The 15,012-nt window shown below is 67.4% G+C and carries 17 protein-coding genes; 7 read left to right on the forward strand and 10 right to left on the reverse strand.

Going from position 1 to position 15,012, the window contains the following annotated elements; genetic code table 11:
• Positions 1–8: 8 nt before the first annotated feature.
• Both ACFXHE_RS32825 and ACFXHE_RS32830 read right to left on the reverse strand, forming a co-directional pair.
• A complete protein-coding gene (locus ACFXHE_RS32825) occupies positions 9–896 on the reverse strand; it encodes an amidohydrolase family protein (RefSeq protein ID WP_379388485.1) in 888 nt (295 codons plus the stop codon).
• Positions 893–1,924 carry a nucleoside hydrolase gene (locus ACFXHE_RS32830; protein ID WP_379388526.1) on the reverse strand — a complete coding sequence of 344 codons (1,032 nt, stop codon included), beginning with the start codon at positions 1,922–1,924 and terminating at the stop codon, positions 893–895. The genes ACFXHE_RS32825 and ACFXHE_RS32830 overlap by 4 nt, the downstream gene beginning before the upstream one ends.
• Positions 1,925–2,057: 133 nt before the next feature.
• Here ACFXHE_RS32830 and ACFXHE_RS32835 point away from each other — a divergent pair, with 133 nt between their 5' ends.
• Positions 2,058–2,630, forward strand: coding sequence for a TetR/AcrR family transcriptional regulator (locus ACFXHE_RS32835; protein WP_379388487.1), 573 nt, complete (start codon positions 2,058–2,060; stop codon positions 2,628–2,630).
• A 27-nt stretch (positions 2,631–2,657) separates the two neighbouring features.
• Here the strand turns inward: ACFXHE_RS32835 and ACFXHE_RS32840 are convergent, their stop codons facing one another.
• A complete protein-coding gene (locus tag ACFXHE_RS32840) occupies positions 2,658–4,226 on the reverse strand; it encodes an MFS transporter (RefSeq protein WP_379388489.1) in 1,569 nt (522 codons plus the stop codon).
• 168 nt (positions 4,227–4,394) lie between these two features.
• Positions 4,395–5,765, reverse strand: a complete 1,371-nt coding sequence (locus tag ACFXHE_RS32845) for a CoA transferase (RefSeq protein WP_379388491.1) — start codon at positions 5,763–5,765, stop codon at positions 4,395–4,397.
• Between the two features lie 65 nt (positions 5,766–5,830).
• Between ACFXHE_RS32845 and ACFXHE_RS32850 the strand changes: the two genes are divergently transcribed.
• Positions 5,831–6,619 (forward strand): thioesterase II family protein, encoded by a 789-nt coding sequence (locus ACFXHE_RS32850; protein WP_379388493.1) that lies wholly within the window; start codon positions 5,831–5,833, stop codon positions 6,617–6,619.
• Positions 6,620–6,681: 62 nt separating this feature from the next.
• On the forward strand, positions 6,682–8,043 hold the full coding sequence (locus tag ACFXHE_RS32855) for a cytochrome P450 (protein WP_379388495.1): 1,362 nt from the start codon (positions 6,682–6,684) through the stop codon (positions 8,041–8,043).
• A 49-nt stretch (positions 8,044–8,092) separates the two neighbouring features.
• On the opposite strand, the gene ACFXHE_RS32860 is transcribed toward ACFXHE_RS32855, so the two are convergent.
• Together ACFXHE_RS32860 and ACFXHE_RS32865 are read right to left on the reverse strand one after the other, a co-directional pair.
• Entirely contained in the window at positions 8,093–8,869 is a 777-nt protein-coding gene (locus tag ACFXHE_RS32860) for an O-methyltransferase (RefSeq protein WP_379388497.1), read from the reverse strand.
• 36 nt (positions 8,870–8,905) lie between these two features.
• Positions 8,906–9,466 carry a helix-turn-helix domain-containing protein gene (locus tag ACFXHE_RS32865; RefSeq protein WP_379388499.1) on the reverse strand — a complete coding sequence of 187 codons (561 nt, stop codon included), beginning with the start codon at positions 9,464–9,466 and terminating at the stop codon, positions 8,906–8,908.
• 89 nt (positions 9,467–9,555) lie between these two features.
• Between ACFXHE_RS32865 and ACFXHE_RS32870 the strand changes: the two genes are divergently transcribed.
• From ACFXHE_RS32870 to ACFXHE_RS32880, 3 genes are read left to right on the forward strand one after another with little or no spacing between them, the layout of a single operon-like run.
• Positions 9,556–9,759, forward strand: coding sequence for a PLDc N-terminal domain-containing protein (locus ACFXHE_RS32870; protein ID WP_379388500.1), 204 nt, complete (start codon positions 9,556–9,558; stop codon positions 9,757–9,759).
• Positions 9,752–10,579 (forward strand): ABC transporter ATP-binding protein, encoded by an 828-nt coding sequence (locus ACFXHE_RS32875; RefSeq protein ID WP_379388502.1) that lies wholly within the window; start codon positions 9,752–9,754, stop codon positions 10,577–10,579. Before ACFXHE_RS32870 ends, ACFXHE_RS32875 begins: the two co-directional genes overlap by 8 nt.
• Positions 10,576–11,328: a hypothetical protein gene (locus ACFXHE_RS32880; protein ID WP_379388504.1), complete on the forward strand. Its 753-nt coding sequence runs from the start codon at positions 10,576–10,578 to the stop codon at positions 11,326–11,328. Before ACFXHE_RS32875 ends, ACFXHE_RS32880 begins: the two co-directional genes overlap by 4 nt.
• On the opposite strand, the gene ACFXHE_RS32885 is transcribed toward ACFXHE_RS32880, so the two are convergent.
• From ACFXHE_RS32885 to ACFXHE_RS32895, 3 genes are all read right to left on the reverse strand, one after another.
• Positions 11,312–11,470 (reverse strand): DUF2784 family protein, encoded by a 159-nt coding sequence (locus ACFXHE_RS32885; protein ID WP_379388528.1) that lies wholly within the window; start codon positions 11,468–11,470, stop codon positions 11,312–11,314. The two genes, ACFXHE_RS32880 and ACFXHE_RS32885, sit on opposite strands and share 17 nt — an antisense overlap.
• A gap of 60 nt (positions 11,471–11,530) precedes the next feature.
• Positions 11,531–12,943, reverse strand: a complete 1,413-nt coding sequence (locus ACFXHE_RS32890; RefSeq protein WP_379388506.1) for a tyrosine-type recombinase/integrase — start codon at positions 12,941–12,943, stop codon at positions 11,531–11,533.
• A gap of 355 nt (positions 12,944–13,298) precedes the next feature.
• Positions 13,299–13,556 carry a helix-turn-helix domain-containing protein gene (locus tag ACFXHE_RS32895; RefSeq protein WP_379388508.1) on the reverse strand — a complete coding sequence of 86 codons (258 nt, stop codon included), beginning with the start codon at positions 13,554–13,556 and terminating at the stop codon, positions 13,299–13,301.
• A 373-nt stretch (positions 13,557–13,929) separates the two neighbouring features.
• Here ACFXHE_RS32895 and ACFXHE_RS32900 point away from each other — a divergent pair, with 373 nt between their 5' ends.
• On the forward strand, positions 13,930–14,364 hold the full coding sequence (locus tag ACFXHE_RS32900; protein WP_379388509.1) for a hypothetical protein: 435 nt from the start codon (positions 13,930–13,932) through the stop codon (positions 14,362–14,364).
• A gap of 196 nt (positions 14,365–14,560) precedes the next feature.
• Here the strand turns inward: ACFXHE_RS32900 and ACFXHE_RS32905 are convergent, their stop codons facing one another.
• Complete coding sequence (locus ACFXHE_RS32905; RefSeq protein WP_379388529.1) at positions 14,561–14,998, reverse strand: transposase; 438 nt, start codon at positions 14,996–14,998, stop codon at positions 14,561–14,563.
• Positions 14,999–15,012: the final 14 nt, after the last annotated feature.

The raw sequence follows: 15,012 nt of genomic DNA on the forward strand, positions 1-15,012 counted from the left end.
CCGGTGAGCTATCCGATGCCGAAGAGGTCCGCCGCATTGCGGTAACAGACCGCCCGCAGCCAGTCGTCACCGAGACCGAGCCGTTCCAGAGCGAACAGCGCATGGCCGTACGAATAGGGAATGTTCGGGAAGTCGCTGCCGAACAGGATGCGATCCCCGAAGTCCCGCAGGCGCGGCAGCTCGGCGGCCGGGAAGGGGTCGCCGGCTTCGAAGAAGTCGGTGAAGTTCATGGTGGTGTCGAAGAGAACTCTGGGGTTGTCCGCGGCGATGTCGAGGAACTCGCTGTGCTCGGGCGCCCCCATGTGCGCGATGATCAGACGGAGTCGCGGGAACCGCCGGAGCAGTTGGGCGATCGGCTCGGGACCGGTGAATCGCCCGGCGGCAGGACCGGATCCACAGTGGGTGACCACCGGGATGCCCGCCTCCTGGACCAGGCCCCACGCCTGGTCCAGCAGTGGATCCGCCGGGTGATAGTTCCCGACCTGGATGTGCAGCTTGAAGATTCGCGTCCCCGACTCGATCGCGGCACGCACATAATCGGCCGCGCCCGGCTCCGGGTAGAAGGTCGACGTGTGCAGGCAGTCCGGGGTGCGGGCGGCGAAATCGCCGGACCAGTCGTTGAGCCAGGCCGCCATCTCCGGCTTGTGCGGGTAGACCATCGAGGTGAAGGCGCGAACGCCGAAGCCGCGCAGGGTCTTCAGCCGCACCTGCTCCTCGGCGCGGTAGGTGATCGGCCACTCGCGGTGGCCGAGCAGTGGCCCCGCCGAATCGAAGTAACCCCACACCTTGCGCAGCACCTGTTCGGGCATGAAATGCGTGTGGACATCGATGATTCCGGGCAGTCCCAGCCGCGTATGGAAATCGGTGACGTAGTCGAGGTCCTGCTCGTCGGTCACCGGCTCGAATCTCCCTCCGCGAACACGGTTCGCGCGTAATCCCCGACCCGGTCGACGAGCCGCTCGAAGAACAGCTCCGGATCGGTCCCGATCACGATGTCGGCGTTGGGTTCCCGCCCCCACATGCCCGCCCAGTCGGCGACCGTGGTGGCGCGGGTGATGGTTCCGGTCAGCTCCACGTCCACGGTCGCCGGCTTGGTGACGGCCAGGCTCGGGTCCAGTGCCACGGCAGCCGCGAACGGGTCGTGCATGTGCGCCAGATACCCCTGGTCGTAGAGCTTGTGGAAGTCGAAGTAGAAGCGGATCGCATCGGTCAGGTACCGCACCAGCGGATTGCTGGCCGCCGAGCGCGCCTCGGGCGGATCGTTCTCGCTGACGTGTTCCACCGGTGTGCTCCCGGCCCGTTCGGCCAGCAGCGCCAGGTGTTTGGGCTTCATCTCGATGGTCTCGGTGATGTCGAGCGCACACACGATGGGCCGGCGGTCGGCGGGCGCGGCGGAGAAGGCGTCGAACACCTCCTTGGCGGCTTCCGGATCGACGTGGACGTTCCACTCGTTGGTCGGGGTGGTGTTGCCGGGATGGTTGAACGCGCCGCCCATGATCACCAGGCGCCGGAGCAGCTGCAGCAGTTGGGGTTCCATCCGCAGCGCCAGGGCGAGATTGGTGAGCGGCCCGGTGCACAGCCCGACGATCTCGCCCGGATGCTCGCGCACCAGGTCCACCCACAGCTGGGCCGCGGATCGGCCGGACAGCGTCCGGGTGGTCGGCGGCAGCTCGGCGTAGCCGACGCCCTGCGGCCCGTGGGTGTCCTCGGTGGTGCGCAGTGGCACGGCCAGCGGTGTCAGCGCGCCCTGGGCAACCTCGAGCTCCGGGGCCCGCGCCAGCTCGAGCAGCGCGAGATTGTTGGCGGCCACCTGCGGCGCGGGCACATTGCCCGCGGTGGAGGCGATTCCGACGATCTCGGCCTCGGGGGAGGCGAGGAGGTAGAGCAGGCCCAGGGAGTCGTCGATGCCGGTGTCGTTGTCCATGAGGATCTTCTGCCGCACGCGTTCGAGGGTAGCCGTATCGATGCCGGGGCCCCGCGCGGAGGATGCGCCGGTCTCGTCAGCTTGTGAAACGCCCGTCTAGAACGTTCGTCTAAGACGTTGGTAGGGTGGTTCCATGGGAAATCGAGAAGACCTCCTGGCGGGCGCCCGCAAGGCCGTCCTGGAACGCGGCCTGGCCAAGGTGACCGCCCGGGACATCGCCACTGCCGCCGGGGTGAGCCTGGCTGCCATCGGCTATCACTTCGGTTCCAAGGATCAGCTGGTCACCGAGGCCATCACGATGGGCGTCGGCACCCAGATCGGTGACGACATGGAGGCCGCCATCCGGGACGCGGGGGAGGGCCGCACGCTGTGGGAGTCGCTGGCCGCGATCTGGAACGGCTTCGTCGATGTGGTGCAGCGCAATCGCGACGGCCTGTTGCTGAGCACCGAGAACGGCATCCAGATCGCGCGCGATCCCGCGCGGCAGGTCTACATGGCCGAGGCCAGCGCGGTCGCGCATCGGGAAATCGCCGCGGCCGTCCACTCGGCGCACCCGGATCTGACCGACGAGCAGGCGGTGGCGGTCGCGCAGCTGCTGTTCCTGCTGTTCCAGGGCCTCGCCATCCAGAAGATGATCGCGCCGGGTGCCGAACTGCTGGACGGTGATTCGCTGGTGACCGCCATCGAAGCCATCCGGGGCAGATGACCTCACTGTCCGGCCGGCCGGGTGAACTCAGCCCGGCGGCACGTGCCGCAGCCGGGTCATGGCGATGACGGCCAGCAGTAGCGCCGCGCCCGCCGCGATGGCGGCGGTCAGGTGCATGCCGGTCAGGAAGGCGTGCTTGGCCGCCTCGGCCATGGCGCTGCCCACCTTCCCCGGCATGGTCCGGGCGACTTCGAGTGCCGCGCCCAGGGTGTCGCGGGCGGCGCGGGCATCGGGCTCCTGCACCCCATAGGGCAGTGTGGTGTTGAGCTGGTTGCGGTAGATCGCGATGCTGATGCTGCCGAGAATGGAGATTCCCAGCGCCCCACCGAATTCGGCCCCGGTCTCCGAGAGCCCGGAGGCCGCGCCCGCCTGCTCCGGAGGCGCGGTGCCCACGATGAGCTCGGTGGTGATGCCGAAAACCGGTGCCAGCCCGAAGGACACCAGCAGCGATGCCGCGATGGTGAGCTCCACGCCGCCGGTCGCGGTGATCCGGGTGAGCAGCAGCAGTCCGCACGCCGCCATGGCCATGCCCCCGCCGATCATGTAGGCGGGCCGCATCACCTTCATGATGCGCGGGCCCACCTGCGAGCCGATCATGAAGCCGAGGCCCGCCGGGATGGTGGCCAGACCCGCCCGCAGCGGCGACATGCCCAGCACCAGTTGGAAATACTGCCCCACGAACAGGGCGTACCCGAAGGCCACGAAGATCGCGACCATATTGATGGTGAGCGCGGTGCGGAAGCTGCCCAGCCGGAACAGCCGCAGATCCAGCATGGGTTCGCTGGTACTGAGCTGCCGCCGGACGAAGAGCGCGCCGATCGCGAGGCCGGCCACCAACGCCGAGACCGCGGCCGCGCCGGGGCCGTCCTGGGCGGCCTTCTTCATGCCGAAGACCACCAAGAGCACTGCCGTCGTGCACAATCCGGCACTGACCAGGTCCAGGCGGCCGGCGTCGGGATCGCGGAACTCGGGGAGCACGCGGGGCGCGAGAACGATCAGCAACACCATGACGGGCACCGCGAGCAGGAACACCGAGCCCCACCAGAAGTGCTCGAGCATGATGCCGCCCGCCAGCGGCCCGATGGAGCCGCCCACCGAGTAGGACCCCACCCACACCCCGACCGCGATGGAGCGCTGGCCCGGATCGCGAAACATGGTGAATATCAACGAGAGTGTGGACGGCGCCAGGGTGGCCCCGGCGACGCCGAGCAGGGCCCGGCAGCCGATCAGCACCGGCGCCGAGGGCGCGAAGGCCGCGATTACCGAGATCACCGCGAAGGCGGCCGCCCCGACCATCAGTAGTCGCCGTCGGCCGATGCGATCGCCGATGGTGCCCATGGTGAGCAGCAACCCGGCGACCATGAATCCGTAAACGTCGATGATCCAGAGCAATTGGGAGCTCGTGGGGCGGAGTATCTCGCTGATCTGGGGGACCGCCAGGTGCAGGACGGTGAGGTCCATCGAGTACACCAGGCAGGCCAGCGCCAGCACCGCCAATCCGGCCCATTCCCGTCTCCCCACCGAGATGGCGCCGGCGTCGCTGGCGGCGGTGAGCAAGGGAGTAGGTGTATCCACGATGACGTCCTCCATCCGCATGTCGACATACGGGTCGACAATTTTGATGTCGGTTTCAGGGTCTCAAATATTAACGCCGGGCGTGGGATAAGTCCGGCGTGTTGAAAGCGCTGTATTGCAAGCCAATTCGCCTAATTCGCTGATGCACTTGCGGGTGTGCGTGCAGCGCGTTGTATACATTCGCGCGCGCTACGAACCGTCCGGTCGGGCTTTCCACTCGGGAGCACTCGAACCGTGGGCCGGAGCGGGCCACGGATGGTCCGGATACTCGGTCAGCGCGGGTCCGGCGGTGGTCACCGCGTCGTGGGTGAGTGCGTACCGGGCATCCGGCGCCGCGGCGGGTTCGTGGGCGGGCGTCCGGCCCGGCGCGGTGATCAGCCAGGATGCCGTGCGGGCCAGGGCAACCCGGACATCGCGGCCGAGGCCGTCGCCACGGCGCGCGCACAGCGCGTCGAGCACGCCCGCGGCGAGCAGGTATCCGCTGGCGTGATCGAGCGCCTGGGCCGGCAGGGCACCCACGGATGATTCGCTACGCGAATTATCTTGTGTGCCTTCGATGAGCGAAATTCCCGATGCAGCCTGCACGATGCTGTCGAAACCGCGTCGATCACCCCACGGGCCGAGTTCGCCCCAGGTCGAAACTCGGCCGTGCACAATTCCCGGGCGAATTTCCCCGGGTCGTACTCCGAGATGTTCCAAGCTGCCTGGTCGGTAACCCGAGATGATTATGTCTGCATTGCTGATCAATTCGCGAAAAACAGGAAGTCCGGTACGCAAATCGACTACAGTGGAGCGCTTCCCCTGACAAGTGTCCAGGTACTGCCAGCCGATCTCCGGCAACCCGGGTGGGTCGATCCGCAGCACATCGGCTCCGAGCAGGGCCAATGCCCGCGTCGCCACCGGTCCGGCGATCACCCGGGTGAGATCGAGAACCCGGATCCCGCGCAGCGGGAGCAGTTGTGTTGCGGCAGTGGGGCACTCGAATCCACCCCGATCGCCGCGCTCGGCCACGGCGACGAGCGGGCCGGAGGCGGCGGCCTTGCCCTGCGGGCTGTCGGCCCACTCCCGCTCGGGGCGGACCCGCACCGCGATCGCACCGTGCTCGCCGGCCCGCTGTTCGATGTCCGCCGCCGTCAGTGTCGCTGCGCGCCGGGCGAAATCCTCGCGACCGGCCGTGCCGGGCAACTCCACGGCGGCCAGCAACCGGGCGCGATGATGCGGATAGTTGGCGTGCGTACGCACCCATGCGTCCGCAGCCCTGAAGAATCCCGACAACTCTGCGAAGATGTCCGGCGGTTCGCCGTGGAGCCGGAACAGGCGCTCGCTCGAGAAGGCCGCGGCGACCCGGGCCGGGTCGACCGTACCGCCCAGCGGCGCCACGCCGCAGGTGGCCCGCCAGCGATCGGCCGCCGCGGCGAAGGCCGCCACCGCCCCGCCCGCCAGCGCCCAGACCGGCAGTGTCGCAGCCAGATTCGCACCTGGATCGACTGCGGGCAGCGGTGCGCCGGGGACGCCGATTCCGGCCTCGTACTCACGGACCAGCGCTTCGTAGGTAGCCACCATCCGACTGTATCGCCGGCACCGGGTCCGACCACGGTGGCACATCTCACGGCATACTCGATCGGATGACAGCCCAACGACTCACCGGAACCGCCTGGCTGCGCGAACTGAAATCCGCTCCCGGCCCCGCAACCGTGCTGGTCTGCTTCCCGCCCGGCGGCGGCTCGGTCACCGTCTACCGAGCGCTGGCCCAGCGCGTCGGCTCGGGTACCGCGGTGTTCGGCGTGCAGTACCCCGGCCGCCAGGACCGCCTCGGCGACGCGCCGGTGCCCGAGCTCACCGAACTGGCCGACCGGGCCGCCGCCGACCTGCTGGCCTGGCCGCGGGACGTGCACCTGGCCATCTTCGGGCACAGCATGGGCGCGACCGTCGCCTACGAGGCCGCCCGCCGGGTCGAGGCGGGCGGGCGCGAGCTGACCCACCTGTTCGTCTCCGGCCGTCCCGCACCGGCTTTCGCCGAGACCGGAAGCCTGCACGCCGGACCCGACGAGGGCCTCATCGCCGATCTGGAACGCCTGTCGAACGATCCGGCGTCGGTGCGGATCCTGCGCGACGAGCCCGGTCTGGCCGAGCTGGTGCTGCCGGCCGTGCGCAGCGACTACCGCGCGGTGGAGACCTACCGGCACGAGCCCGGTGCGCCGCTGCGCGCGCCGATCACCGCGCTGGTCAGCTCCGCCGATCCGACCACCTCGGCCGCGCAGGCGGGGGAGTGGCGCGACTACACCACCGCCGGATTCGACCTCGCCACCTTCCCGGGTGGCCACTTCTATCTGGATCTGCCCGAAAACCTTCCCGCGATAGGCGATTTGATCACCCGCGCGCTGGCCGCGGCGGTTCCGGGGCGCTCGAGTTGAGCACCCCGTCTTCGTGCGGGTAGCTTCCTCCGTTGCGTCTTCGTAGCAGGAGGGGGTTCTCAATGCCCAGAACACAATTCGTCGCCGCTCCGCCCGAGGGCAGTGATCTGAAGCAGATCAGCGGGCCCGCGACGCACTGGATCGCCCAGCTGCAGCGGCAGCGTCGCGACCCCACCGGGGCCGCCTTCGAGGACGAGGCGGCCTACGGCCCGCTCTATGTCCTGAACATGTTCGGCGACAAGTGGATCATCGCCGGTGGCCCCGAGGCGGCACAGCGCATCCTGCTGAACAAGGACCGGGTGTTCGCCAACGGTCCGGCGTGGGCGCCGCTGCAGGGACCGTTCTTCGACCGGGGTCTGGTACGGCTGGATTTCGACGAGCACCGCAGCCACCGCTCGATCATGCAGCAGGCCTTCGGTCGCGGCGCCCTCACGTCGTATCTGAAGGATATGCACGAGATCGCCGACCGCCACCTGAGCAAGCTGCCGGAAGGCAGTGTGGCCGAAGGCAATCCGGTGCTCATGCACCAGCACCTGCAGCGGCTCACCCTGGACATCGTGCTGGAGGTCTTCATGGGCGCGCGCCTGCCGCGCGACGAGGCCGAGCGCATCTGCGGCGCCACCATGGACATCCTGCAGGCCGGCGGCGCGATGGTGCGCGTCGCCATTCCCGGCAACCGCTGGTGGCGGGGTATGCGCGCCCGCAAGACCATGGCCGCCTTCCTCGCCGACCGCATTGTCGCCGCCCGCGAAAACCCGGGCACCGACCTGCTTTCCATGCTCTGTCAGGCCGCGGGTGACGACGGCGATCGGTTCACCGACCAGGACATCGTGAACCACATGATCTTCCTGCTGGCCGCCGCCCACGACACCACCACGACCACGCTCTCCGGGGTCGTCTACAACATGGCCAAATACCCGGAATGGCAGAAGCGCGCGCGAGCGCGCTCACTGGAGATGCCCTTCGAACTCGGCTACGACGAGCTCGCCGAGCTGACCGAACTCGACTGGATCATCAAGGAAACCACCCGGCTGTGCACCCCGGTGCAGATCTTCCCGCGGGCGGTGCAGGAGGACACCGAGGTGTGCGGCTATTTCGTGCCGAAGGGATCCTTCGTCGTCGTCCCGATCAGCGTCAACCACCGCCGCCCCGATATGTGGTCGCACCCCGAGGAATTCGATCCCGAGCGTTTCTCCGACGAACGCGCCGAGCACAAGCGGCACCGGGTGGCGTGGGCCCCGTTCGGAGGGGGCGCGCACAAGTGCCTCGGCCAGCACTTCGCGGGCCTCGAGATCAAGACGATCGTGCACCAGCTGCTGCACACCTTCGAATGGGAGGTGCCGCAGGACTACGTCATGCCCCTCGACATGAGTGCGACGCCGCTGCCGAAGGACGATCTGCCCGTGACGCTGCGGCGTCGCTGAACCCGTGCCCGGGCCGAGAAACAGTCTCGGCCCAGGTGTTCCAGCCTTCTCAGCCCAGGTATTCCGACTCGAGTACCCGGTCCTTGAGCAGCGACTGGTACTCGATGTGGGTGTCGTGCTCGACGGTGCGCCAGGTCTTGCCCTCGGCCTCACGCATGTACTGCAGGTAGTCCGGAGCGCCCGGGACGCGCATATTGTCGGCGACGACAATGCTGCCCGGGTACAGCCAGCCCGCCGCGAGAATGTGCTTCAGGTCGGCCAGGTACGCGGACTTGTCGTGGTCCACGAAGACGAAATCGAGTGTGCCCTCAGTGATTCCGTGCTCCTCGGTGAGCCGCCGGATGGTCTCGCCGCCGTCGCCGATGGTGCCGACCACCACCGTCACCCGCTCCGTCAGCCCGGCGTGGGCGATGATGGCGCGGGCCACCTCCGCATTGGCCGCGCTGAACTCCACGGAGACGAGGCGCGCGCCCTCCGGCATGGTGCGGGCGGTGCGGACCGCGCTGTAGCCGACATAGGTGCCCAGTTCGAGCAGCAGCTTCGGATTCGCTTTGCGCACAGCGGCATCCAGCAGCAGGCCCTTCTCGTCCCCGACGTTCACCAGGTTGCTGCGGGTGCGGGCGAACTTGTCGATGGTCGCCAGCACACTCTCCGGATCGCCCTGCTCGGCGTTCGCGAGGACGTGGTCGCGCACGGCGGCCTCGCGGCCATCGCCGAATTGACCGGTGCGCGTGAAGTTTCCGAGTCCGCGCACGGTGCTGACGGCCGTGCGCACCGGATACACCACGCGCTCGCGCAAGATCGACCCGATCGATGTGCCACCCATTGATTCCCCTTCGTTCGCTGTGACGGGCCAGCGCGATTATGCCGGGCCCGAAGCGGTTTCGCCTCCGGGGGTAGGGGAGTCGGGGACCAGGATGGTGCGCAGGATGCGACGCCTCCGGCCCGGCGCGGGGGCATTGGCCAGGCGCGGGGCCAGCACGCGGCCCAGATCGCGGACGAGGTCGGCGAATTCGGCATCGTCGAGCCACAGACCCGCCATGCGGTAGCCGACTCCGTCTCGCAGGTAATCGATATCGCCGCCGTCGAGGTACCGGTCGAAGTCGGCCATGAGCCCGGCGACGAAGCCCATGAAGGCGCGGCGGTGGTCCTCGGGACTCATGGCGTCGAGCTGGTCGGGGGTGATCTGGGTAGCGCTCAGGCGTAGCCGGTAGGTGCGTTCGACGGTGCCGCGCACGCGGCGCTCGGTGACGACGTCGAGGACGCCGGCGGAGACCAGCTTGGCGACATGCCGGTAGAGGCTGCCGGGCGGAACATCGCCCAGTTCGGCATTGAGCTCGCTCGTGGTCAGGGTCCGGTCGCCGAGGAATGCCTGCACGATCCGCAGCCGAACCGGGTGCAGCAGAAGTTCGACGGATTCCACGGCTGGACACTAGCACCATTGCTATCGGGATTGATAATGTTCGCATATCTGGTAGCAATCACGCGCTCGCGCTGAGGAGAGGAATCGCGGTGTCCAACATTCCGGTAGCCGCACTGGTGCCCCTGATCGTGGTGGGGATCGGCTTCGTCGGCTTCTGCTGGTACGACCTGTCCCGCACGCGGGTGAAGTACCTGCCGAAATGGGCGTGGGCGATCATCTGCCTGATCAGCATTCCGCTCGGCGGGATCATCTACCTGATCGTCGGCCGGGACGGTGACACGATCCGTGGCTGAGCCCCACCTCGAGGTCACCGATGTGTCGGTGCGCTTCGGCAACTTCCTCGCCCTGGACACCGTGAGCTGGACCGTGGACGGTCCCGGGGTGGTAGGGCTGATCGGACTCAACGGCGCGGGCAAGACCACGCTGATCCGGACCGTGCTGGGCCTGCAACCGGTGACCGGCGGTGCCGTGCGGGTGCCGATCGGGCTGGACGCCCTCGGATACTGCCCGGACACACCGGGTTTCGAGTCCTGGCTGTCCGCGCGCGAGGTCCTCGAACAGTCCATGGCCATCGGACCGGCCCGCGGAACCGGTGCGTGGTCCGCCGACGCCGCGCTCGCGGCCGTCGACCTGGAACGGCACGCCCACCGGCGCGCCGGAGGGTTCTCGCGGGGCATGTTGCAGCGCTTGGGAATTGCCGCGGCGCTGGTCCGCGAACCCGAGGTGCTCATTCTCGACGAACCCACCAGCGCACTGGATCCCGAAGGCCGCGCCGCCGTGCTGGGGCTGATCCGGGACCTGGGCAGTCGGATGACGGTCGTGTTCTCCAGCCACCTGCTCGCCGATGTCGAGGATCTCGCCGACCGGCTGCTGGTCCTGCATCGCGGGCGGGCCGTCTTCGCCGGGGAGACAGGGGAGTTCCTGGATGAGCACACCGCCGCGCCGATCCTGCGGATCGCCATGACCGACGGCCGGATCATCGAGGCCGAGCAGCCGCAGTGGGGCCCGGCGCTGGCGGACGCGTCCGCGAACAGCGGCCGGCTCGACGACATCCGCATCACCCGTCCGACCTTGACCGACGCGTTCTTCACTGCCATCGGGGAGAAGCCATGAACCGCACCGTATTCCGGGTCGAGTGGTACCGGTGGCTGCGCACGCGGCGGCTGGTCGCCCTGGTGGCCGCCTTCGTTCTGTTCGGATTCGTCTCGTTGCTCGGGGCGAAGTACCTGCCGGATCTGATCGGGCGCTCCTCGGAGATTCAGCTGCTGCGCGTGCCCGACTGGCGAGACGGGTTGCAGCAGTACGTCAAGAACACCGGCCTGCTGGTCGCGGCGGTGGCCATGATCCTGGCCGCGCAGGCATGCGCCCTGCGCAATACCGATCCGATCGGGATCTACTACTTCAGTCGCGAGATCTCGCCGGTGCGGCTCTATCTGCCCCGGATCCTGGTCGCCGCAGCTGTGATCGCCACGGCTGCCTCGATCGGGGCCGCGGTTGCGCTGTACGAGTGCTGGGCACTGTTCGGGGCCTACCCGCTGGGTCCGGCCGTGGGTTCGCTTGCGGTGCAAGCCCTCGCGGTGGTGTCGTTCGCGGTGTTCGCCGCGGCCCTGGCGGCGCGGTTCGGCTCGGCGGGTATCGCCGCCGGGGTGACCGCCGTGGTCTACGTGGGCTGCCTGCTGGTGTCGGCCGTGCCATCGGTGCAGCCCTACCTGCCCACCACCGCCCTGCAACCGGCCATCGAGGCCGCGAGCTGGTCCCCGGCGGATGCGGCGAAATCGCTGCTGGCCCTGCTGATCGCGACGGCACTCGCCCTGACTGCCGCTCTTATCACGCCAATCCGCGCGATCAGGACCGCTGCGTAGCGGCCCGGTGCCGCGACAGCAGATACAGACCCACCCACGACACGACGACACAGATCACCACCATCACCCGCACCTCCTCCAGGGCGCTGCGCGGATAGAGCACGGCGGTGATGTAGTGGTCGATGAAGTAATTCCAGTCGATCGCGCCTGGTCGGGAGTGATTTTCCGCCTTCTGGGGGAGGCTCGGGGCGCTCCCGCTTGCCTAGAGCTTGCCAACCGGCCGTGGTCTGCGTCCACCTTCTGATCCGAAGAGAGCGGCTCCGGCCGCCTTCAACTCGTGAGGATGGGCGTCGGAGTAGATGCTCAACGACATGGCTGGATCGTGGCCGTGCCACGCTGCGACGATGTGCACTGGGATACCCGAGGCGAACATCAGGGACACCGACGTGTTCCGCAGCCCCTTCAACGGAATTCGGCGCAGTCCGGTGCGCTTACGAATTCGCTGAAACTCGGCGGAATACCAGTCGGGCTGGACCGGGCTCCCGTCTTCGTGCACCGCGATCAGGCGATCGTCGGACCAGGATGCACCCGTGGCCAGGCACTCCGCTTTCTGCCGGGTCTTCAACGCGCGCAGCGCGGCCTTCAGATCTGGGGGCGGCGGAAGATCGCGACGGCTCCGGCGAGACTTGGGCAAGTTCTCCTCGGTCTCTCTGCCGATGGCGACCCGCTCCCGGCGCACCCGCAACGCGGTGGCATCGAACCGGTGCCACCGCACGCCCAGCACTTCCGAGCGGCGCATCCCGTAACACGACATCAGCCAGCACGCGGCCAGGCGCTCGCTGGCGATCGCAGCTCGGAAGACTTCGACCTCGCTCATGGTCCAAGACTTCGCGTTGGTTTCGTCGTCATCGATGTCGGCGATGTCGTCAGCTGGCCGGTCCACCAGTGCAATGACGTTGCGCGGCAGAGCACCCTGATCGACATAGGACTGAACCATCATGCTGAAGGTCGTCAGCGTCGACCTGACCGTGACCGGCTTGACGCCCCGAGGCGCCACCGCGGTGGGCGGTGGCGCCAGCACGTAGACAGCCCGTCGAGGGCGGGTCACCCGGCCCGCCCGGACGAGGCCGGCGAGGCAGTGATGTACGTCCCTGCCGAACTCGGCCTTGAGTTCTGCGGTCGAGATGCCTTCCGGGTGGCGTGCGATCACCGCTGCGACCTGCGACACCAGGCTGTCGGGCCGAGGCTGCCGGGGGGAGCGCCGTCCCGCGGTCAGCATCCACTCCACGAGAGCATCCCCGTCCTGCTTGGTGAGGTGCGCCAGCTCCTTACTGCCGAGTCGGCGGCGTACCGGTTTCAGGTCTTGGCGGCAGCGCTCCAGTGAGTTCCGCCGGATTCTGCGACGATCGGCCAGCCACTGGTCGCACGCTTCCTCGACGGTGATGTCGGTGAGCTGGGTGTAGGTTCCGCGCGCGACTTCTGTTGTGATCCGGCGATATTCGCGCCGTGCCTCGGCCAAGGTCCGATAGGTGGACTGCTGCCGGTTGCGAGTACCGTCGGGCTTTGTTCCGATGTCGACCTGGAACCGATAGGTGACCGTGCCGTTCTTCGCGACGTGCTTGTTGATCGGCTCGGCCCGGCGTCTCCTTCTCGGTGCCGGTTGTGTGCCGGGCATACTGGGCCTCCTCTGTGCAGGTGGATTGCGGGGTAGATCGGCGGTGTCGACTCAGGCTGGCGTCCGTTCGAATGACCAGCCGGATTGGCGAATTGCGTTTGGGTGCAAGCATTTCGGAGCTCGGAGACATCGACGATCTGCGGAAGGGGTAGGAGTGTGGGTGCACCAACACGCAAGGTCGCGTGCCGTTGTTTCGCCTCGCTGTCCGTTCGCGGGGACAGGTATGAGGCCGCGGGATTACCCTTCGACCGAGCGGAAGTGAGACTTTCCCGTCGCTGGGCGCAGGATCTGCGCTGCGTGGTCAACGAGCGCGGCGGCGGACGGCGGAATGCTGCGTCGGCCGGTCGAAGAAGCTCTACTGTGTGCCGATGTCCGGTTCGTCATCGACACGTAGTGCCTCGCGAATCCATTTGGACGGTATGCGCACTCGGTGGCCGACCCGAATAGCTGGTAGCTCACCCGATTTGACTGCGGCATAGACGGTGGAACGTCCGATCCCGAGGAGTCTGGCCGCATCAGGAATCGATATCGTCGGCTCGGCCAGCAGGCGTCGCAACGCGTCTCCAGCACCCGTGTCGGTGGCGTCGCGTTGAATACGAGGGCGTTCGGACATAAAAGCTCCTGACAGGCTTGTTACCCGGTCAGTCCCTCGCGACCTTCAGGATACCGTCCAGTTCTGTCAGTGACGTTGACCTGATCCGCTGCCGAAGGGGAAGGGTTGTCGCTCGGCGGAATTCACGAAGCCACCCTGCGTTGCCGCGCGGTGATCACATCAGTCCCGTGCGCGGCACCGGCCCCACGTAGCTCACCCGGCGACCGTCACCCTTCTGATCGGAGTCACAGCACCGAGTGAGGGCGCCTACGACTTCGAACTGGTTTGAATCAGGGGGCTGCCCGCGGGGACGGTGAACAGCGAGATGATCACCCGAATCGTCCACTGCACCTTCAGGTCCAGGTCGGCGTCCGACTCGGGATTGTCGGTGAGGATGGTCGCGCCGAAAGCTCATGTGGCGGTGGAGGATTGGGCGATTTTGGTGGGCGGGCGCTCCCGTTCCGCGCACGAACCACGCTGTCAGCATGGGGGTTTCACGCACAGCCTCAGTCCCGTCCGGCTTGTAATGACGATGCATGAAATCGCCAATGCTGCGGACAGCTTTATCGGTGGTCTTCTGCACCTGTGCAATTGCCCCGACGAGCTCGTGCGATGCCTGATACACGTCGGGTGGGCGATACCCTCAGGCTCCAGCAGAGGGGTGTCGTGTCGGCACTGCACGGCAGGCCAGAATCAGGCCATCTTCAAGCGGCTGTACGTGTTCGAGGAGCAAGTCACCGGGCATGAGTTCCAGCCGGTGATCGCGGAGTTGCACGCGATCCAGGCTGGATATGTTGCCTTACAACGAGGTCAGGGCGAGGCAACGTGAGGTTCCCCCGCTAATCCGGAGAGCGGATTATCTGGTTCCGGCTGGAACCTGTTGATGGTAACCGGCTTCGAACTCGTCGGGTGATCGCCAGCCCAGCTTCTTCTGGATGCGCTGGGAGTTGTACCAGCCGTCGATGTAGGCGAACAGGGCGTTCTGAGGTTCCCCCCAAATGGTGGACAGGGGGGCTTGTGCGCTGTCAGGCAGCCGCGTGAAGTGACTTCTCGAAATTGTCGGGGCTTTGCATCCCGATCGCGGAGTGTCGCCGCGTAGTGTTGTAGAAGCTGATCCACTTGTCAACCGCGGCAACGAGTTCGGGCTTCGTAGCGTAGACGTGTCGATAGTAGTGTTCGTGTTTGAACGTCGACCAGAACGACTCGGCGGGGCTGTTGTCCCAGCAGATGCCGGACGCGCCCATCGATCGGCGCAGCCCGTGGCGGAAACATGCCTTCGCGGTCAAGTGGGCAGTGAATTCCCCGCCACGGTCCGAATGCAGGATGGTGCCGCGCGCGCGTCCGCGGCGAGCGGTGACGGCGTCTTCGATGGCCGCGGTGACCATGTCGGCACCGATGTGGTCGGACACACTGTAGCCCAACACTTTCCGGGAATGACCGTCCCGAATCGCGCAGAGGAACATGTCACCCTGTCCGC

Source organism: Nocardia sp. NPDC059229 (genome assembly GCF_042754165.1).
In the GTDB taxonomy this organism is placed as follows: domain Bacteria; phylum Actinomycetota; class Actinomycetes; order Mycobacteriales; family Mycobacteriaceae; genus Nocardia.